The following is a 21,393-nucleotide window of genomic DNA, read 5'->3' as shown; positions in this document are numbered from 1 at the left end:
TCAGTTAAATACTTGGCCAAGAGTAAAGCCTATCTTATCCCATGAATATGTATCTTCTACTAATTTCCTGCCATTATAGCTTAATTCATTAATTAATTGAGCATTTCTAGTTAGTTCAATAATTTTATTAGCGAACTCTGTTGGCTTATTTGCAATCAAAATATTTATTCCATTATTATATAAAATTCCTTCTGCTCCAATTTCAGTAGAAATTACAGGCGTTCCAAAACTCATTGCTTCAAGTATCTTCAGCCGTGTACCACTACCGCTTAATAATGGGGCAATTGAAATGCAACAATCATGATAATAAGGATAGAGCTCTTCAACTTCACCCACAAAGTCAACTGAATTATCCTTAATTAACAATTTATAATCATCCTTATTCCCTCGACCAACTATTACGAGTTTTATTTCGCTATCCATTTCTCTAATTAATGGCCAAATTTTTTCATAGAACCAAAGTAATCCTTCTTTATTTGGTCTGTAATCAAGACTTCCACAAAAAAGTATTTTCTTCATTGAATTCACCATCACATCTCCTCTATACTTAAATTTCTCTATATCAACACCATTAGGCACAACAAATATATTTTCCAATTTTCCACTATTTAGTTTCTGAAAAATAGCCTTATCATTTTCACTACAACAAAGTAGTATATCAATATTTTTATGAAGAGCAGATTCAGTTTCTTCTAGCTTTCGCCACAATGCCTTATTATCTTTAGAAGGATTAATCTGCTTTTCTAATAATGAATCAACATTGTATGCATCGTATATTATTATTGCATTTGGTTGATGTCTTTTAAAAAAGTCTACTTGGGATATTAACCCAAGATTTTCAAGAATAATCGCGTCATATTTAAATTTTCTCAATAATGTTATTAAAATTGGATAAAGTTTTAGAAAAGAAGAATCTGTAATTGTATTGAATCTGCGGGTAATAATCCTATATCTAATTGCATTCAAATATTTTCTAAATCTACTAGTTTCATTCTTTCTAATGTTTCCTTTATCCGATGTACTGTAAACGGTAGTATATTCAAACTCGTTATTCTTAGTGAAGCTATCTTCAACTCTGCTTATGTCCTGATGTACAATTGCATCGACAAAATACAATTTACTCCATTGCTTAAATAGATTATAACATCTAATCATACCACCATTTTTGGGGGGGTATATATTATCATAGGGCATTATAATTAAAACCTTCTTTTTACTCCGTTCAGTCATCGTATAAATAATTAAAATTAAGGAGTATTCATATTTTTAAGCTCTTCTCTAATCAATTCTTCAATTACATCCTCAAAATCTAAGTCATAATCCCATCCTAATTCAATTTTCGCTCTTTTATTTTCTCCGTAGATATCAACAATATCTGTTGGTCTAAATAATTCTTCTGAAATTTGAAGTTTTGTTAATGAGATATTTAAATAATCAAATACGCATTCTATTATTCGCCTCAAAGAAATTGATCGGCCAGAGCATATTAAATAATCACTAGGTTTATCTTGCTGAAGCATTAACCACATTGCTTCTACATACCTTGGGGCATATCCAAAATCACGTTTAACGTCAATATTGCCAACAATTAGATTTTTTCGCCCAAAGTATTTTATTCCAATAGAATCTGAGATTACCTTTTTAACAAAAAAGTTATCTTTTCTCAAATAAGATTCATGGTTAAATAATATTCCACAAGTAGTAAATATGCCAAATGCTTCTCTATAATTATTAGCAATCCAATGTGCTGATGCTTTTGAAACAGCATATGGACTCAATGGATGAAAAGGTGTAAATTCCGTCAAGGGCAAATTTGAAACCTTACCAAACATCTCACTACTCGAGGCCTGGTAAAATTTTACAGGAATTTGAATTATTTTTATCGCTTCAAGAACATTCAATACAGAAATAATATTAAATTGAATTGTCCCGATTGGCTGAGAAAAAGATAAACCAACTGAGCTTTGTGCGGCCAAATTGTAAAATTCTGAAGGATTATACTTTCGTAATAAATAAATTACTTGTGAGATATCTGTTAAATCACAAGATTCGAAAATAATTTTCGATTCAATGCCTAAGTATTGAAATCTTTTTATTTCATCTTTTGCAGAGTTTCTAATTAGCCCAATTACTTTATATCCCTTATCTATAAGTAGTTTTGATAGATAAACACCATCTTGTCCCGTAACTCCTGTAACAATTGCAACCTTAGAAACCACTTATTAGTATTTAAATATTATGGTATCTCTAAAAAATATAAGAGAAAGTGACTTGAAATACTTGATTAATAAATTAAAAGTATCTTTAGCCAATTCAATTTTCTGGTGACGCAAATTATATAAAAAACTTCCCTTATACTTTAATAATGCAAGTCTGTTATTTAAAAATATTTCTGCAGCCTTAAAATCTCTATCACCAATTAAACCACTTTCTTTTTTTTCCTGCCAGACAGTTAATACTTTTTGAACGGCAAATTTATTTAATGATTGAGAAGAAGTTGCTTGGTTAGAATGTTTCCTATAATAATAAAGAAATTCATTAACATATTTAACTTTCCACTTCAATGCTATTTCTCCGAATAATAATACTCCATCTCCGATATTACCTTGGCCTTTCCCAAATCTCAAATCCCATCCAGCTGTTCCGCAATATGCTTCTTTACGAATCAAAGTCATAGGCTCGATCATTTTAGTCCAACAAAAGATTGAGATAAATGGAGTATATGGATATTCCTCTTCTAATACTTTTATTGAAAACAATGTCGGAACAACTCTGAGACCATAAGATGGCTGACCTATAATAGCCCCTCTTTCATCGATCAACAAATGATTACAATAAGCGGCACCTAAAGATTTGTTAAACTCCAATTCTGCAACTAAGGTTGCAACCATTTCTTTATGTAACAAATCATCTGAATCAAAAAAAAGATAATATCTTGAATCATTTGAGATATGCTTTAACCCTTCCACTCTTGCACTAACATACCCTCCGTTTAATTTATGAATCGCGTGAATTCTATTGTCTTCATTTTCAAACTTATTAATAATAGCGGGTGTGCCATCAGTGCTTCCATCATTTACTACTATCAATTCCCATCGGCTATAGGATTGATTCTGAACTGATTTTATTGCGTCAGATATAAATTTTTCGGAATTGTAGGCAGGCATTATTATACTCACTAAACTCATCGTGCAGAACTTATTGTAAAGCGCTTATTAAATGCAATTGTAAGATCATTATAATCAAAATAGAAGCAATCGTTTCTTTTTAATGCAGAATAAATCAAATCACGACATTCAAATTCATCATGTATTTCAATTACTAATACTCTTATTTTTTTTAAAAATGAATCTGCATAATTCTCATCTTTAAAAAGTTCTGCTTCTGTTCCTTCTATATCAATTTTTAATATACCGATTTCATTAGAATTATTATCGATAATATCAATCAATGAGTAGCCTTGTATGAATTCACCTTTCTCTAAGCTATTTGCAGGCTTTAAAGAAACAGACCATTCCTTTCCATCACGAAAATCTCTGTTAATTACCAGCTTCTCATTACGAATCCAAATCCCCCCTTCAATTATCTCAAAGCGACCATTTATATCACCTTTTAAATTCTCTTTTATAACATTAATGTTGCTTTTAAATGGCTCAACAAGAATATATTTTGTATTTGGGAAAAATGATCTAAAATAAATTGAAGCGAATCCAACATTTGCGCCACAGTCCATTATAGTTAAGGGCTCATTATTGAAAAGTTGGTTATAAACATCTATTGCTTTTTTGTAATCTGATTGAAGAAAAATTTGATTATAAACCTGTACATCGCTTGAAAAAGGTCTTAAATAAAGTGACTGAAACGGGCTAAAGGGATTTGTTCTTTTCAAATAAACGATGTTCTCAAGAATTATCTTTTCGGCATTCGCAAATTCCAGATGTTCGTAAATTTTCTTTAGTCTTTTGTCAGAACTTAATCGAATGTTGGTGGCAACCCTTGAATTAGATGCCTTGAAATATATTTTATACACTTGATAGAATACAGAATCCCACAATCCAAGTTGACGAAATAAATAATAAAATTCCTTAAATAAATTCATTCGCGATATTTTATTAATCTGGAAGGTACCCCACCAATTACACTATAAGGTTCCGTAGATTTATTTACGACACTCCCGGCTGCAACGACAGTACCTTTACTAATTGTTATACCATCCAAAATTGAACAGCCATGACCAATCCAAACATCATCCTCTATAATGATACCTGATGATGTGCATCCCTGTTCAATAATTAATTTATTTTTGTTCTTATAATTATGTTGATTTGGAATTATCATTGTGCCGCCCGCAATTAAAACATTATCACCTATATTCAAGCCGCCATGCCCATACAATACTGCATATGCATTAATTGAACAATTTTTTCCAATCTGTATTATACCACCATAAGTAAGAATTAAAACTCCATCCATAATTTCAGTGCCCTCACCAATTATTATAGCACCTCCACCTCTGACTTCCAGTTTTGCAGATAAAGCCACATAAACAGTATTATGCATTCTAAGATCACCAGATCCTGAATGAGAAGAATATCTAAATAATTCTAAAAAAAAGACTTTCAGCTTATGGATTATCTTCATAATACCAGCTACAATTACAAAATACATTTCCATACCTTACACCCTGATATGCTGCCATAGGCGATCCATTATCTATAATTCTAAAAGGCAAAATATCTGAAATATACTCATAAGAGTATACTCTTTCATTAAATAGTGCGATATCTAATGAATAATCGCCAGGTGCAAGAAACTTTTGAGGTATTTCACATATAACATCTATGAAACTATTCCGAGTATTTGACTCGTTAATATGATGTATAGAAGTAAATACTTTATTTTTATAATTATCAAGTACAGCTACGCCAATATCGAAATACTTTTTATCAATACTTTCAATACTACACTTAATCCTAATCTTTTGTGTATAAGAAAATTCCACTTGTTTTAAATTTTCTTCATTTACTAAAATTGCTTTTACCAAATACACATCTTTGCCTTTCTCCTTATTAAAATACTCATCCTCCTTGTTATTATCTCTCAAATATCTACTTACCGCCTCATCAGCAGTTCCTGAAAAAACAAGTCCTCCTTGCTTCAAAAATATACCCTTATTACACAAAGCATTAACTACGCCCATATTATGACTGACAAAAATCACAGTGCGGCCTCCTTTTGAACTTATCTCCTCCATTTTTCCCAAACACTTTTTTTGAAATTGCGCATCACCAACTGCTAAAACTTCATCAACTATTAATACTTCGGGTTCTAAGTGAGCAGCAACAGCGAAAGCTAATCTGACATACATTCCTGAGGAATATCTTTTAACTGGCGTATCCAGGAATTTTTCAACTTCAGCAAATGCAACAATTTCGTCAAACTTGCTTCTTATCTCAGCTCTGGTCATGCCTAGAATGGCCCCATTCAAATATATATTCTCCCTACCACTGAGCTCAGGATGAAAGCCTGTTCCCACTTCAAGCAAACTAGCTACACGCCCTCTGATCCTGATACATCCCTCAGTCGGATCTGTTATCCGGCTTAGCACCTTCAACAAAGTGCTTTTACCAGCACCATTCCTACCAATAATGCCTAACCGATCACCTTGCTCGATATTAAAACTGATGTTCCTTAAAGCCCAAAAATCTTCCTTAAAATCTTTAAACTGATTTTTTGATTTATTGTTTGAAAACGCAAACCTCATTTTTTTTGATATGACATCTCTTAATGCTGTATATCGCTCAGGAGCTTCATGATTAATTATGAATTTCTTTGATAAATTCTCAACTGTTATAATAGAAGATGACATTATTAAATATTATCAGCAAAGCTTTTTTCGGTTTTACGGAAATAACTAATTCCAATCCAGAGAAAAGCCAACGCCACTGTTACTGAAATAATAAAACCTTTAAAATAAATTGGATCACCGAGGATTGACCATCTAAACCCATCTATTACACCTACCATTGGATTTAAATAATATATTAGTCTCCATTTTCCCGGGATAATACTACTACTGAACCCAACAGGAGTTATATATAAACCAAATTGAACTATAAAGGGAATAATATACCTAAAGTCGCGATATTTAACATTTAATGCAGTTATATACAAGCCAATACCAAATGCCGCAATAAATGCAACTAAAATAAATAATGGCAAAAATATTATGTTAATTGAAGGCAAATAACGATACCAAATGAACATCGCAATTAGGATCAAAAATGATATCGCAAAATCCACCATGCTTGTAATTACAGAACTCGCTGGCACAATCATTCGAGGGAAATAAACCTTACTAATTAAATTTGAATTGCCAATTAAACTATTACTTGCTTCACTCAAAGAGTTCGAAAAAAATTGCCAAGGCAACATGCCCGCAAAAACCATAAGAGCATACGGAGATGCACTTGCAGCCTGCAATTTGGCAACTTTATTAAAAACAATTGTAAATATAATTGTCGTTAATAATGGCCTTATAATACTCCAAGCACCACCTATTATGGTTTGCTTATACCGAACTTTTAAATCCCGCCAACTCAGAATATAAAATAACTCTCGATATCGCCATATATCACGCCAATAATTTTTTTCAGAATGACCAGCTTCAATTACCAACTCATCATTAAATATTTCTCCCATTTCTTTATATTAACGCTTAATGCCGAAAAACTCCATCATCCTTTTGGATATACTTTGCTGTTGATTATTAGCTTCAAAATATCCATTATTACCGGCTTTGTGCCCATAGCCATAGCCATAGGCTGAACCATACCCATAGCCATAACCATAATAACTTCTGTAACCGCCTTTCACCTGAATATCATTAATGATAACACTTAGTTGTGGTAATTTTTTTGAATTGTATAATTCATCAGCAAGGAATACATGTTTCTTAGTTGTATACTTATGCCTGATTATATATACAGCCGAATTCGCATAATTACCTAAAGAAATCGCATCACTCACCAATCCAATCGGAGCTGAATCAATTATGATCGCATCAAACTTTTTCTTTAATTCATCAAAAAGTTCCTTCACCTTAGAATCCAATAACATTTCAGCCGGATTTGGGGGCACGGGACCACAGGGTATGACAAACATATTTTCAACGCCCTGGACCGGATAAATAATTTCATTCACGTTGATATCGGAAACAATATAATTGGTTATACCTCGCCTTTCTTGCATGCCAAGTCCTTTCAAGATTTTAGGCTTGCGAATATCCATTTCAAGGATTACAGTTTTCTTTCCGGTTAGTGCCATTACAGCACCCAGGTTTGTACTGATAAAAGATTTTCCTTCACCGCTAAAAGATGAGGTTACTAAAATTACCGGCTTTTCATTCTTTGGTAAAATATACTGCAGATTACTTCGGATAATCCTGAATTGCTCAGCTATATAGCTCCTGTTATTCTCTTTTACAACTAGTGATCTTGCATTGTCCACATGTCCAACTTCACCTAAAATTGGGGCTGATGTAATTTTTTCAATATCACTGCGGCTAACCACCTTATCATTTAATACCTCTAATAAAAATATCAGGCCTGCAGGTATGGCAAGCCCTAAAAATATTGCAATCGTATACAACTCCTTTTTATTCGGACTGGAAGGAATACCGTTGGATAAAGCCGGCTCTAATATTTTAATGTCAGAAACTGTTGATGCCCTTGATATTGCAGTTTCCAGCTTCTTCTGTAATAAAAAAGAATACAATTCCTGGAGTATAGCCTGACGCCTCGTTACTTCAAGCAATTGCTTTTCTTTACCAGGCATTGTCCTGATAGCCTTATCAGCTTCCTTATTTACACCTGAAAGTTCATTATAGGATAAAACTAATGCATTCCGCATATTCTTCAGGTTCTGATCTATGTCCTGCTTGATTTTTCCTATGGCAACCTCAATACTTTTAATAGTTGGATTTTCTGCAGTAGTCGTTTTTAGTGCGGTCTCACGCTTCAATTGCAACTCATTAAATGCAGTTACTTGTTGTACCAAAGAAGGCTCTTCCAAACCTAGGTTTGATGGCACAAGTCTTTCCTTATTCCGGGGATCATTCAGATAGGTTCTCAAATAATCCAACACCTTCAGTTTAACGCCTAAATCAGTTAATTGCTTTTGGGTTTCCGTAATTGTAGTAAAAGTTTGAGTTGACTGTAACTCCGGGTCGAAAACCTGGTTATCTTCACGAAATCTTTGCAGGTTTTTTTCCACACCACCTAGTTCCTGCTTCAAAGTATCCAACTGTTTATCTATAAATTCTAAAGTGTTGTAGGCCATTAACTTCTTATCCTCCATACCAGACTGTTGATACTCTTTCATGAACTGATTTACGATATCAATTCCTTTTTTCATGTTTTGAACAGAATAAGACAAATTAATAATACTGGCGCCCTCTTGTTGCACCACTTTCAAGCTGCCACCTAAGCTTGAAGAAAGCCGATCGGCGGATTGCCACGTTAATACATATTGCTGGTCTGGTACAATTCTAGAAAAATGACTGCCTTCCTTTGGCAGTAACCTAAACTTTATGCTTTTTAAATCAACTAATTGTCCAAAATTATAGCTTACTGTATCGTCATTAATCGCGAACCGATAATCATCCTGAATCTTAATATTCAGAATATACCCCCTTGATGAATCAGAAATGCTTTGAATATACCAGTTAAATGGAATGTCCGTTTGATGGGCATCAGAAGTTAAAATCTTCCCTTTAATCGCATATTGTTGTTCGAGGCCTAATGATCTTATCACCCTTGCAGATATGAACCTGCTTTTAATGATCTCGATTTCATTATTCAAATTGGTGTTATCATCTGGCATCCCAAATAGATTGCTGAACTTGCCATTATTATTGTCGTATGGGTTATCATTTTTAACAAGTACCTTACCATATACAACATAAATTGGTGAAGAATACCTTAGCTTAACCCAGGCAAGTGCAAGGCAAACGACTAGCGAAAGGATTATCCATGGAAGAAATGGAAGGTATCGAAGCAATAACTCCTTCGGTGTGGGGATTGTACTCTTATTTTCTTCTGTATTAATTTCAGGCATTCTTTGAGATTATTACTTAAATAAAGTAATCAGGATTGACAATGTTGAAACGAGGGTTGCAAACGCAGTAATCATGGTCAACTTACGCATTTGTTCCTGTTCAGTAGCTGTAGGTTTCTTACTTGTTGGCTCTACCAGAACCATATCATTTTGTTGCAAATAAAAGTATGGCGATTGAAAGATATCTGTTCTTCTTAGATCGAGAGTTCCAAAGGTTCTTTTGCCATTTTCCTCCCTTATGATTAATACTTTATCCTTTCTACCATAAATGGTTATATCTCCTGCCATTCCAATTATTTCAAGAATATTTACTTTCTCATTTGGCAAACTAAAGACCCCTGGTCTGCTTACTTCACCTATTACAGTAATTCGATTGTTCATAAACCTCACATCAACAAATGGATTGGTCAGGTATACTGTCAACTTTTTACTTAGTGTATCCATTAATTCAGCCCTCGTCATACCTTCTACATGTAAAAGTCCAATTGTTTGAAACCTGATGTTTCCCCGCTGATCTACAAGGTAACCTGCTGTTTTAGACATAGTAGTCTGATCACCAGAACTTGTTTTAGCCCCACCTCCTGTGGATGGCTGGTTATAAATGGCTGTGGCTTCAGGATTGTCACTATATACCACTATGCTTAAAATATCATCTTTTTGAATATGGCCTTCCTTGAGTGGAACATTAAGATTTGGTATTGTATCTAATGTGCCTTGCTGTAAATACAGTAAATCCTTTTTCGCTTGCTTTGCCCCACCGCAGGCCGCTATCAAAACAGCAATGGCCATTAGCATGGCCAGTTGTAAAAATCGTCTATACATTATGGTTGCTTATTCATTTATCAGCTCTGCCAACCGGCATCACCTGCTCCTTCGGTACCTGCGCTACTAGGCGGCAACCGAGGCTTACTATTTCCAAAATAACGGTTTTGTTTCTATCCGACACTACTTTGGCCGACTGGTCCATAAAAACGCCGGAAGTTATTATAACGTCTGTTCCCGGCTTCAAATTTTCAATCGGTTCAACCAAAACATCACCATATTCATTTAAGAACCGCTTGATTTTCTCAATATCTTCATCACGCACCACAGCAGGTTTCCCCAACCAATACACGAAATTTACCACCCCTTCAACAAATCTTACCGTATTCCTTTCCTGCTCACCCGCCCTTATAAACACATAACTTTTAAACAGGGGCTCTTCTACAATCTTATAGCGGTCACTCCACTTCTTGCGTACTTTATTCAACGGGCAATAACTCTCCATCCCTCTTTGGCGCATCAGCTCATGTACCTTCTTCTCCCAGCGGGGCTTGGTGTATAAAGCATACCAGTATTTTGTGGTTTGTTCGGTCGTCATGGTCATAGCTTCGCCTCCTCAGTCCCAGGGCAATTTTTACACCAGGAAAGGCACTGTTTTTAATACCATCTGCTGCTCTAAATACTGTTAATTGATTATCAACACATTAATTCAATCAAAACAGCATTTACAGTTCCTGCAATGATACTAATTTTCAGGGTTCAGGATATATTTTTTGCTACTACCAGTGACCTAAAAAGCGTCGAAGGCAAGGAAGGCCATTTTACGGGCCTCCGATGCCTTCGTCACTAAAAATTATAAATACCAATATGATCCGCTAACACAGTCAGCTCTACTCTCACAGAAAATTTTTTAAGGGTCCAGCGAAGGGCTGCCAGGTACCACACCCTTCCTTTCGCAAATATAAGGAAATCAGGATGATGTACCCACCCCTCACTCTATTTCCCACCACGAATAGCCCCCCGGTTCCAGCCTGATCGTCAGCGCTACCGTATAATCCCGGTCCAGGAAATACTTCCTGGGCACACCCTCTTTTTCCCTGATCATCGCTACCCTGTCGATACCCGTGTAATACAGGGGCACCTTTATCGTCCTGGTTATTGCTTCGGGCAGGGGATTGTACACCATCAGCAAACCCTTTGATTTCAGCGCCGGGTTTACATGGAGTATCCCGTCCCAGTCGCGGCCGTCGGCCCGCCGCAGGTGGATTATATCGCTGTTCAGGATCTCGCGGTACTTTTTATACCAGTTCACCACCCCGGTCACTACCCGGCGGGTGGTATCGGTATCGTAGAGGCGCGGACCGCGGTAACAGGCCTGTATCCCGGCCCCGTAATACTGCATCATCAGCTGTTCGTAGTCTTTCAGGTGCTCCGACAGGGGCTCCAGCACGGCTTCTGGCCCGCCGCCCTGGTACCTGGTCAGCGGCACAAATCCCCAGCCCATCGAAGGTATTTTCTCCCAGGTGCCGTCATAGATGTTCTGGCGGTTCAGCAGTTGCTGGTTTTCACGCGGCAGCGAGAAATTCACCTCCCGGTAGCCTACGGCTATTTTGTGCGTACCATCCAGGAAATACCAGTCGGGCGCATTGATATACACGCCCCGCTCATTCAGCCAATGGTACAGTTCTTTCTGGATTTCCATCTGCCGCCACTGTGAATCATCAAGGCCCTTATGGCCAGGGTGACTGGTCGAAGCGCATACATCCCCGGGATAGGGACCGTCATTTTCCCAGATATTGAAGCCGGTCCGGGTAAAGAAGTACTTTATTTTATCGCGGTAGGCCAGTCCCCATTTGCTGCCGAAACAGGGCGCGTTGCCAAAAAAAGCCCCGCCGGTTTTGCCGGTTACCGGGTTGATCACATCGTCTTCCTCACTGATCCTCCGCGAACTGAACAGCGAATACCCGCCGATCCTGATCCCCTTCGAATGGGCATAGTCGGCCAGGCTTTTCCAGCGGGCAATATTGGCGGCTGAACTGTCTTCCATATCGAGGTGGCTCCCGAAACTTAATATCAGGGCTTCATAGCCGGTTGCCGCGCACTGGTCTACAGCACGTTTCACTTCTTCATCATGCTGGCTCACCAGGTGCATGAAAATGGGATTGGCCAGGGTCCAGGGCGCAATGGTCCGGTACATGCTGCGCACCGCCAGTCCGCGCCGCTCGCGGTCGTAGCTGTCCTGCAGCAGTTCAAAACTGCGCACCGATTCAAAATCTTCCCCCGGCTGCAGGTTAATGCCCGGGGCCTTATCGGGGTACACTTCCAGGATGCAGGGGGTCTGGTAATTATAGTTCACCTGCGATGTGTAGCTGCTATCCGTCTTCCAGTGCGTGGTCTGGTCGCTGAGGGCATAGCGCATGGCGTTGTTAAAGGCATAATTGGTTTCCACATAAATGCCCTGGGGCTTGGCCATCTGCTCCGGGCTGCCTACTACCGCCGATTCTTCTTCCACCAGGGCCAGCACTTCATTGCTTACCCGGTTGAGGTGGAAGGCAATATTTCCTGTATTGTTGAGCGTCAGCCATTTTTCAACCAGGGGGATACCGTCGTAGAGGTTGTAGTGGATCACCACCTGCAGGCCCTCCAGGGCGGGTGCCGTTGCCCGGAACCGCAGTTGTAGTTCCTGTCCTGAAGGTTGCTTCACCCCGGAAGGCATCCAGCCTGCGGGTTTCCAGTTTAGCAGGGGTTCCAGGGGCCGGGTGGTCCATTCCTCGAGTTGGAAATCGCCATTAGCGGCCTTAAGGGTATCGATCCAGGCGGGCTTCAGGTAGGCTTTTTCTCTTTGACCGGCCAGTCCCCCGATTTCGTAAACCTTCCCGTTTATCACCAGCCTGGCTTCGGGGGATATGGCCCGGAGCAGCTGCTGCCCGTTGCTGAGGTTCTGGAATTCCGTGCAGGCTACGGCGGGACTCAACCGGAAACTCCTGCGCAGGAGCCCGTTATCCAGCACCAGGTCCTTGCCGTTGGGGGCGAGGGTAATGGCGGCTTTTGAAGGCACCTGGCCGAGGATCCAATCCTTGCCGGGCGTCTGGCTGTTTGCAGTATGGATACAACTGATCGCTATCAGGGCAGTGCAGAAAATCTTTCGCATAAGACAATGGGATTGATGGTGAAAAGCTACTACAGCGGCCGCAGGAACCGTGTAAGAATTTTATTATTTGTTACCTCGAAATTACCCGGGAAGATTTTTGCCGGAAAAGTGTAAACTATAGAAGTACTGAGAAAGCATGGAGATGGTGCTGAGCTGACATTGAGAATATCGCCATGAAAACGGCCCAAAAACGGCAAAAGGACGGCAAGCCCGGTTATACTAAAATCAGTATATTTAAAAAAAACCCTCCTTTGGCTAAAAATATTAATAACCGGCTGACCCAGAATTACTCGGGTAAATTCGGTAACGAGTTTGTCTTCAGAAACCAAAATAATAATACTTTTATTACAAAGTACCCCGATCGCAGCAATGTAAGATTATCACTTCGGCAACGACAAAGTAATAACATTTTCAGGGAAGCGGTCGATTATGCGCAGTCTGTTATCGCTGACCCTTTATTGTCAGCAGAAATGAAAAAAAAGTTGAAATCCAATAAAAAGACCCGCTACTCCTCTGTCTATCACTATAGTATTCAACAGTTTATGAAAAACAACAGCCCCGCGGAACGGGCCCGGGCTGCGGAGGAATTAATGGATCGTTACCGGATTTCGTTTGATCTGGCAGAGCGCCAGATCCTGGCATTGGAAATCCTCGCCCACAACCAGGAACTTACCAATTTCATTTACCAGCAAGTCAATAAAGTATCAAAAGCAACTGCTACCCGCGATTTGCGGAACCTGGTCAGCAGGGGTATTATCGCGGTGTCCGGATGGGGTGCGGGGATAAAATATATTCTTTTACCATTTCCGGAAGGCGATTAATAAAGGACTCTTTTTCCCCAAATAATGGGCTCATAATAGTAAATAAAGGGCTCATGCATCCTATAAAGGGCTCACCCGGTTCCCTTCCTTGTCCACCGACCCTATAACCCTGGCCGGGTTTCCCACTACCAAAGCATAGGGCGGAACATCCTTGGTTACCACGGCGCCTGCTCCTATCAGGGCATATTCGCCTATCCTTACCCCGCATACTATGGTAACGTTTGCGCCAATACTGGCTCCTTTTGCTATAAGGGTTGGTCTGAATTCTGATTTGCGCTCTATAAATGCGCGCGGGTTGATCACATTGGTGAAGACCACAGACGGTCCTACAAATACATCATCCTCCAGCACTACCCCGTTATACAGCGATACATTGTTCTGGATCTTGCAGCCATTGCCTACCTGCACATTGTTGTCGATAAAGGTATTCTGGCCGATATTGCAGTTCTCGCCTACCACGGCTCCGGGCATAAGGTGACTGAAATGCCAGATCCGCGTTCCGGCGCCAACCTCGGCACCGGCATCTACAACTGCAGTGGGGTGAATTTTCGTTTCCATTGTCGCACGAAGCTATAAAAATCCGGCTTTAATTTGAACGCGCTTATTGGTAGCCGTCAGATAAAGTTTTCAGGAAAGCAACGATATCGGCTTCTTCCTTATCGCTTAGCCCCAGGTTGCCCATTTCCGCCCGGTTCACGCTTGCCGGGAACTCTGGTGCTGGAAAGGCTTCCACATCGCGCCTGTTGTAAAAATGTACGACCTCTTCCAGCGTATTGAAAAACCCGTTGTGGAAATACGGGGCCGTAAGGGCTACGTTGCGGAGGCCCGGTACCTTGAACTGGCCATTAAAGGCCGCATCGCCAAGAAAGCCACCCAGTCCCCGGTCCAGCGCTGCTGCACCCCGCGGGTTGAATTCTTTTGCTACGGTATAGAAGGGGTTACCGGGATTTTTTGGCACACCGATATTATCGTAGGTATAATCGGTAAACAATGCTTTGCCAAGGTCCTCATCTGCTGCCGACGGATGGCAGGCCGCACAATTGCCCTTGCCCGGATCATTGAACAGGACCAGCCCCCTGGCTTCCTGCTCGGTAAGCACTGCTTTCCCGTTGAGGTAGGCATCGTATTTGGAACTGAAGGGGTTCAGTTCCCTTGACCTTTCGAACTGCGCTAGGGCATCCGTCACCTGCCCGAAGGCCTGCCCGGCATCCCTGGCTTCCCCGTACACCTTTTTGAAGAAGGGATAATAAGCCGCTGCCTGCAGTTTTGCCACCAGCATGGCTGCATTGGCATTGTTCATCTCCAGCGGGTTGAGGAATGGCTTCACGGCCTGCTCTTCCAGGGAATTCACCCGGCCATCCAGGAAAAAACCACCCACATATACGGAATCCGCCGGTTCAAAATGAAATGCCGGCGCAAATTGCGTATAAGCTATAGATGGACTGTTACGATTTGTAAATCGGCCACTGATGGCGCCTTCCGGACTGATCCGATGCAGGGGGTCGCTGAAGGCAACCGCCGGGGAATGGCAACTGGCGCAGGATTGCCCTACGGGATTTGAAAGGGTGGTATCAAAAAAGATCAACCGGCCCAGCTGAACCTTGTCAACAGGCACCACGGTGAGCTCATTTTTATCCTTGGCGCAGGCTGCTGCTATGACCACCAGGACGACCAGTACTGCTATTATTTTGGGTATTCGGAATCGGTTCATGTTTTAGAGTTTTACCGACAGCCCGATATAAAAACTTCTTCCAACGGCTGGTATGATGCCCGGTCCGGGATATTCATCGGTCCGGCGGGTAAAATAGGCCTGGTTGGCCAGGTTATTCACCCCTGCCTTTATTGCGTACTGATTGATCTTATAGGTGCCGCTCAGGTCCAGTACCGTATATGCCGGGATATAACCTGCTACCGGGTCGCTGCTGGTCATTGCATTGGAGGCATCCCCAAAGGCATCGCCCACCTTGTTGAACTGGAAGGTGCCGGTCAGGTGCGGACTGCTATACACCAGCCCAATCCGGTTCACGGTCCTGGCGGCTGTTTCCACCCGCTTGCCTTTGTATGGACCCGACTGGTACCGGGCATCGATAAAGGCAAAGGAATTAAAAATGCTGATGCCTTTTTTGGAGGAGGGCTTAAAGTATTTCAGGATGTTAAACTCCACATAGCTTTCCACGCCCTGGTGTACACTGTTGGCGATATTCGTCCGGTAACTATATTCATTGCCGGTTTGCGGGTCCTTCATCACGACAACGCCTATTCGATTATTATAGGCCATGTAAAACAGGCCCAGGTCGAAGTTCAGGATATTGCGGATGGTGCCCCTGTAACCCAGGTCGGCATTGAATCCGCTGGCATCTTTCATGTTCGGGTCAATTTTCGAGGTTACCCCGAACGGCGTCAGCTGGCTGTATTCAATAGGCCGGTAAGCCTGGCTGATATTGGCATACACGCTGGTATTGGACCCGGGCTTGTATTCGAAACCGGTACCGAATAGCGGGATATACCGGTTACGGGACTGGTCGGCGATTAATTTATCCAGTTCATCAATACGGTATCCTTTTGCCGTGCTGTTCAGGTATTCGAACCGGAAACCGGGAGTAACCGTAAAGTGTTCACCGATCCGGAATATATTTTCCACGAATGGGGCCAGGTTGGTGGTGGTGAAATCGAAATCATATCCCCAGCCACCGGTAATACTAAGGTCGAAATCACTGCCAGTTGTCCCCTCGCCGCCACCCTGCTGTTTAAACCAGGAATAACTATAGCGCAATCCGCCGGCAATGGTAGACAACTGGCTGCCCAGCTGGTACTGGTGGGAAAGCCTGATTTCCGTGTTGGTATTGCGCATTTTCTCCATTCCCACTTCGCGCGGAACATAGGCATTGGTAGCCGGGTCAATCTCATCCAGGGCTTCAGGGCCCCCGTCTTCATTGCGCCAAACCAGCGAGCGGCTGCTGAAGAGGTAGGAAGATTTTATACTGAGGGTTGTCCTTTTTGATGGGGTATAATTGAGGTAAGCTGTTACCACGTTCCAGGGACTTTCCAGCCAGTTCCGCGCCCGGACTGAAGTTTTTGGATCGGCGGCAAACATACTGTCGGTCTGGCCACCCGGCATCTGGATCTTGTTGCGGAGCAGGGAATATTCTGCGCCCACTTTCAGTTTATCAGATACAGCATACTGGATCTTCCCGAACCCGGAAACCTGGGTCTGCTGGCTGTTCGGGCGATAGCCTTCCATCCGCCGGTATTGCATTGCGCCTATGTAACTCCATTTACCCGAGGTTCCGCCCAGGGAATTATAGGAATTAAAAAGGCCAAAGCTTCCCATGGTTAATGCGGTATTGAACTCCAGGGGCTTATTGGCAGGGGCGTCTTTCGTAACATAATTCACCAGTCCGCCGAACTGTGGCCCGAACTGCAGGGAGGCTGCGCCGCGCACCATTTCAATCCGGTTCACCCCTTCCATCGGCGGAAGGTAATAGGCTTCATTATAGCCGTAAACATCGGCGCTGATCGAGTACCCGTTCTGGCGGGTATTCATTTCCACGCTTTGCGATGGATTAAGGCCACGGGTTGCAATGCCATTGGCGGTAAAGCCGCTGCTTTCGGTTTCAACAATATTCAGTCCGGGTATCCTGCCCAGGATCTGCCGGGTATTATTAATGGCCTTGTTGGCGTCGAGGCTGTCGGTGATGATCACTTCATTTTTCTTGCCAGCATAAATGATCCCTTCCTTTAGCTCCAGCATATGGCCGACGCCATTCACCGTCCGGTAGCCCTTAATCAATACTTCCTCTAAAACTTTTGCAGAATCCTTTTGCACTTTAGCGGTATCCTTTTGCGCCTGGCTGCAGAAACCCGCCAGCAGGAGCAAACTCACTGATAATAAATTTTTAAACATATGCCTTCCTATAATATTGGGTGCAAAATTGCGGTCGTAGGACAAAACCGGCTTACAGAATCGGGAAAACAGTTATCGAAATGCGGAATATATGCTTTCGGTAAAAAGCTTATTTTCAAAGTAAAATACTGCCCCTTGCCTGCAACTGCCCCTTCCCATCGCTTCTATGCCCTCGATGTATTCCGCGGCGCCACCGTTTGCCTGATGATCCTCGTCAACAACCCGGGCAGCTGGAGTTATATCTACAGTCCGTTGAAACACGCCGCCTGGGAAGGCTGCACACCTACCGACCTCGTTTTCCCTTTTTTCCTTTTTGCGGTTGGTAATGCACTGGCTTTTGTACTACCCAAAATGGAGCAGATGGGCCATGCAGCTGCCCTAACGAAAATCCTTAAGCGCGGTGTACTGATCTTCGGTATCGGGCTCCTGCTGAACTGGTACCCTTTTATCAAATGGGATGGCGACCTGCTCGTGGGCAAGCCGTTTTCCACCCTGCGCATTTTCGGCGTGCTGCAACGCATTGCCCTGGCTTATACATTCGCCGCCCTGCTGATTTATTTTTTTAAAGTGAGGGGCGCTTTTTACGCCGCGGCGCTGATTTTACTGGGCTATTGGATTGTTACAGGTTTATCGGGCTATCCGGCCCCTGATGGTTCCCTTGATCCCTTTAGCCTGGAGGGTTTCTGGGGGACGCATCTCGACCGCGCCCTGCTGGGTACTGACCATCTGTACAAGGGCGAGGGAGTTCCTTTCGACCCGGAAGGCATTGCCAGTACTATTCCTGCCATAGCGCAGGTCATTTTCGGGTTTTTGGTGGGGGATTATATCCGGCAGAAAGGCAAGAATACCGGTATGGTTGCCAATCTTTTCGTGGCTGGCATCGTGTTGTGGATAACCGGCATGGCCTGGGGCATGGTCTTCCCGATCAATAAAAAAATCTGGACCAGCTCTTATGTATTGTATACAAGCGGACTGGCAACCATGGCCCTTGCCACCTTTATCCAGCTCATTGAATTCCATGGCTGGAAAGGCTACTGGAGCCGCTTTTTTGATGTCTTCGGGAAGAACCCGCTGTTCATTTTCGTATTAAGCGCATTGGTTCCAAAAACCCTGGCATTGATCAGGATAGCCAATGGCCTTGATGAACAGGGCCAGCCAAAATACACTGGTCCCCTGGGCTGGTTCTATGAAAATCTCTGCAAACCGGTGAGTGATAAACCTGAAAACGGCTCACTGCTGTACGCCATAATCATCATAATAATTTTCTGGTCCGTCGCCTGGTATATGGACAGGAAGAAGTGGTATGTGAAGGTGTAAAAAATATACTCAGGCAAACATTGCTTCTGCCTCAACAACGCTTTCGGGTTTGCCCACATCCACCAGGCGGTCGCCGGTATGGTCGAACCCCATAATGCGGTGGTCGGGAGCAAGATCGAGGTAGGTATCTACCAGGGAGAATTTTCCCCTTTGCCTGATGAGCGGGAACACGGCCGGCTCAAATACCACCACACAACTATAGGCCATGGGATGCAGGCCGGGTTTTTCGATGGCTATACGCTGTTCGCCCGTCCGGGTATTCGTCCAGCCGCAGAGCCGGTTTGTTTCATCAAATAAAAAATAGCGGGAGGTCTTGCGGTTGGTGATGCCAAAACTGATTAAGGATTGCTGTGCTTTATGGAAGGCCAGCAGTTTATTCAAATCCAGGTCGGTGAGGATATCGGCATTGATGGTTACAAAGGGTTCATTGCCTTCCAGCAGCGGCCTTGCCTTTAATAATCCGCCCCCTGTTTCCAGCACTTCGCCTGTTTCATCGCTGATGGTAACCTTACTGCCCCAGCCCTTATTTTTTTCTATGGCAGCAATAACCTGGTTGGCAAAATGGTGCACATTCACCACCACTTCGGTTATGCCAAAGCGTTGTAAATATTCAATATTCCGCTGCAACAGCGGTTTGCCATTCACCAGGGCCAGTGCCTTGGGATGCTCGTCTGTCCAGGGTTTGAACCGGGTTCCGAGCCCGGCTGCGAAGATCATTGCTTTCATAGTAGTGAATGGTGAATAGTGAATAGTGAATGGTGAATGGTGAATGGGAGGCCGGTCTTCCTATTCACTATTCACCATTCACCATTCACTCTACTTTATAAGTCAGGTTAATCCAATTCTTAGCTTCCTGCTCAATATGCTTCAGTTCTATGCGAACACCAAATTTATTCCTTAGGTGCCGGGCAAGGGCATCGGCAGCGTAAACACTGCGGTGTTGTCCGCCGGTGCAGCCAAAATTCACCTGCAGGCTGCCGAATCCGCGTTTGATATAATCGGTTACGCTGATATCCACCATATCAAAAACGCTGTTCAGGAAATCGGGCATGTTGGTCCGCTGCTCCAGGAAATCCTTAACAGCTTTATCTCTTCCGGTCTGGGTTTTAAATTCCTCGATCCTACCCGGGTTCAGGATGCCACGGCAATCAAACACAAAGCCACCGCCATTTCCGGAACTGTCGGCAGGGATCCCTTTCCGGAAAGAAAAACTATGGATCTGCACCACCAGCGGGGTGTTCTCATCGGCCTTAAGCGGCTCAAAACGAGCCATTATTTCCGCACTGGTACAGAATTCCAGGCAGCGGTCAAATTCAGGCACCGAAATGCCCATTCTCCGGTTATCGGTGAACCATTTCAGGTTACGGAGGGCAAGGGGAATACTGGTCAGGAACTGTGCCTTCCGCTGGAAGAAGCCCCTGAATCCATAAGCACCCAAAACCTGCAACAACCTGATCAGCACATAACCATTATACTGCGCAGTAAATAAAGCAGCATCCAGGGGATGGGACAAATATTTGCCGGCCTCGTCAATATAATAAGTCAACAGCGAATTCTTCCAGTCATCGGGCAATTCAGCGCGGGCCTGCCAAAGCAGGGAAGCCACATCATATTGCAGGGCGCCCCGCATGCCGCCCTGGTAATCGATAAAATGAACCTTGTCATCTTTCACCATGATATTCCGGCTCTGGAAATCACGGAACATAAAATGCTTGTTCCCGGTATGGGTGAGGTAAGTACTCAGGGCCTCAAAATCATTCAGCAGGGCCTGCTTGTCATAAGGGTACTTAAGCGTATCGAGGAAATAGTACTTAAAATACAGTAGGTCGCTCATGATGGCCTGCTTGCCAAATTCATGGGTGGTAAGGCAATCATCATAGTTTATGGCGCTTCCCCCTATAATTTGAAGGTGTGCCAGCTCCCGGAGGCTCTGCTGGAACAGTCCGTAGATATAGTCTGTATAGCCATGCTTTTCCAGCAGGTTGAGCAGGGAAACGTCGCCGAAATCTTCCTGCAGGTAAATATTCCCTGCAACGTTTACCTTTAATACATTACACACCGGGCATCCTTTCGATTGCAGTGCCTTTGAAAATGAAATGAAAGTCTGGTTTTCCTTAAGGTGCTCATTATAAGTGGCGATAACGGTTTTGTTATCCGGTCCGGTTACCCGGTAATAAATGCGGTCGCTGCCGCTTTGGGGCAGTATCGTAACTTCTTTTGCTTCAGTTCCGGCCCACTCCTGCCATAAGGCTTTAATAGCTGATATTATTTGTTCCATATATTCGCGGCCAAAGATAAGATTTCCCCGGGCAACCCTTTTT

General features: G+C 42.7%; 18 protein-coding genes. 2 read left to right on the top strand and 16 right to left on the bottom strand.

Going from position 1 to position 21,393, the window contains the following annotated elements:
* From LAQ65_RS12790 to LAQ65_RS12740, 11 genes are all read right to left on the bottom strand, one after another.
* Complete coding sequence (locus LAQ65_RS12790) at positions 1-1,230, bottom strand: glycosyltransferase family 4 protein (RefSeq protein WP_224117362.1); 1,230 nt, start codon at positions 1,228-1,230, stop codon at positions 1-3.
* 17 nt (positions 1,231-1,247) lie between these two features.
* On the bottom strand, positions 1,248-2,219 hold the full coding sequence (locus LAQ65_RS12785) for a GDP-mannose 4,6-dehydratase (RefSeq protein WP_224117361.1): 972 nt from the start codon (positions 2,217-2,219) through the stop codon (positions 1,248-1,250).
* Between the two features lie 3 nt (positions 2,220-2,222).
* On the bottom strand, positions 2,223-3,188 hold the full coding sequence (locus LAQ65_RS12780) for a glycosyltransferase family 2 protein (protein WP_224117360.1): 966 nt from the start codon (positions 3,186-3,188) through the stop codon (positions 2,223-2,225).
* Positions 3,185-4,099 (bottom strand): FkbM family methyltransferase, encoded by a 915-nt coding sequence (locus LAQ65_RS12775; protein ID WP_224117359.1) that lies wholly within the window; start codon positions 4,097-4,099, stop codon positions 3,185-3,187. The genes LAQ65_RS12780 and LAQ65_RS12775 overlap by 4 nt, the downstream gene beginning before the upstream one ends.
* Positions 4,096-4,641 (bottom strand): acyltransferase, encoded by a 546-nt coding sequence (locus tag LAQ65_RS12770; protein WP_224117358.1) that lies wholly within the window; start codon positions 4,639-4,641, stop codon positions 4,096-4,098. Before LAQ65_RS12770 ends, LAQ65_RS12775 begins: the two co-directional genes overlap by 4 nt.
* Entirely contained in the window at positions 4,625-5,869 is a 1,245-nt protein-coding gene (locus tag LAQ65_RS12765) for an ABC transporter ATP-binding protein (protein WP_224117357.1), read from the bottom strand. Before LAQ65_RS12765 ends, LAQ65_RS12770 begins: the two co-directional genes overlap by 17 nt.
* 2 nt (positions 5,870-5,871) lie before the next feature.
* On the bottom strand, positions 5,872-6,702 hold the full coding sequence (locus LAQ65_RS12760; protein ID WP_224117356.1) for an ABC transporter permease: 831 nt from the start codon (positions 6,700-6,702) through the stop codon (positions 5,872-5,874).
* Positions 6,703-6,711: 9 nt separating this feature from the next.
* On the bottom strand, positions 6,712-9,117 hold the full coding sequence (locus tag LAQ65_RS12755; RefSeq protein WP_224117355.1) for a GumC family protein: 2,406 nt from the start codon (positions 9,115-9,117) through the stop codon (positions 6,712-6,714).
* Between the two features lie 12 nt (positions 9,118-9,129).
* On the bottom strand, positions 9,130-9,939 hold the full coding sequence (locus tag LAQ65_RS12750; RefSeq protein ID WP_224117354.1) for a polysaccharide biosynthesis/export family protein: 810 nt from the start codon (positions 9,937-9,939) through the stop codon (positions 9,130-9,132).
* 13 nt (positions 9,940-9,952) lie between these two features.
* Positions 9,953-10,477, bottom strand: a complete 525-nt coding sequence (locus LAQ65_RS12745) for a UpxY family transcription antiterminator (RefSeq protein WP_224117353.1) — start codon at positions 10,475-10,477, stop codon at positions 9,953-9,955.
* Positions 10,478-10,870: 393 nt separating this feature from the next.
* Positions 10,871-13,030, bottom strand: coding sequence for a class II fructose-bisphosphate aldolase (locus LAQ65_RS12740; protein ID WP_224117352.1), 2,160 nt, complete (start codon positions 13,028-13,030; stop codon positions 10,871-10,873).
* A 251-nt stretch (positions 13,031-13,281) separates the two neighbouring features.
* Here LAQ65_RS12740 and LAQ65_RS12735 point away from each other — a divergent pair, with 251 nt between their 5' ends.
* The gene (locus LAQ65_RS12735; protein WP_224117351.1) at positions 13,282-13,851 is read left to right on the top strand and encodes a Fic family protein; all 570 of its coding nucleotides are present in this window, start codon (positions 13,282-13,284) and stop codon (positions 13,849-13,851) included.
* 60 nt (positions 13,852-13,911) lie between these two features.
* Here the strand turns inward: LAQ65_RS12735 and LAQ65_RS12730 are convergent, their stop codons facing one another.
* The 3 genes from LAQ65_RS12730 to LAQ65_RS12720 are packed head-to-tail and all read right to left on the bottom strand — an operon-like array spanning position 13,912 to position 17,734.
* A complete protein-coding gene (locus LAQ65_RS12730; protein ID WP_317196997.1) occupies positions 13,912-14,409 on the bottom strand; it encodes an acyltransferase in 498 nt (165 codons plus the stop codon).
* Positions 14,410-14,452: 43 nt separating this feature from the next.
* A complete protein-coding gene (locus LAQ65_RS12725; RefSeq protein ID WP_224117350.1) occupies positions 14,453-15,562 on the bottom strand; it encodes a cytochrome-c peroxidase in 1,110 nt (369 codons plus the stop codon).
* A 3-nt stretch (positions 15,563-15,565) separates the two neighbouring features.
* Positions 15,566-17,734, bottom strand: coding sequence for a TonB-dependent receptor family protein (locus LAQ65_RS12720; protein ID WP_224117349.1), 2,169 nt, complete (start codon positions 17,732-17,734; stop codon positions 15,566-15,568).
* A gap of 156 nt (positions 17,735-17,890) precedes the next feature.
* Between LAQ65_RS12720 and LAQ65_RS12715 the strand changes: the two genes are divergently transcribed.
* Positions 17,891-19,072, top strand: a complete 1,182-nt coding sequence (locus LAQ65_RS12715) for an acyltransferase family protein (RefSeq protein WP_224117348.1) — start codon at positions 17,891-17,893, stop codon at positions 19,070-19,072.
* Positions 19,073-19,081: 9 nt separating this feature from the next.
* On the opposite strand, the gene LAQ65_RS12710 is transcribed toward LAQ65_RS12715, so the two are convergent.
* Both LAQ65_RS12710 and LAQ65_RS12705 read right to left on the bottom strand, forming a co-directional pair.
* Entirely contained in the window at positions 19,082-19,798 is a 717-nt protein-coding gene (locus LAQ65_RS12710; protein WP_224117347.1) for a nucleotidyltransferase family protein, read from the bottom strand.
* A gap of 85 nt (positions 19,799-19,883) precedes the next feature.
* The gene (locus LAQ65_RS12705) at positions 19,884-21,350 is read right to left on the bottom strand and encodes a RapZ C-terminal domain-containing protein (protein ID WP_224117346.1); all 1,467 of its coding nucleotides are present in this window, start codon (positions 21,348-21,350) and stop codon (positions 19,884-19,886) included.
* Positions 21,351-21,393: the final 43 nt, after the last annotated feature.

Origin of the sequence: Flavihumibacter profundi, from assembly GCF_020076305.1 — a bacterium.
GTDB classification, from domain to species: Bacteria; Bacteroidota; Bacteroidia; order Chitinophagales; family Chitinophagaceae; genus Flavihumibacter; species Flavihumibacter profundi.
This window is presented reverse-complemented; position numbering and strand designations above follow the sequence as displayed.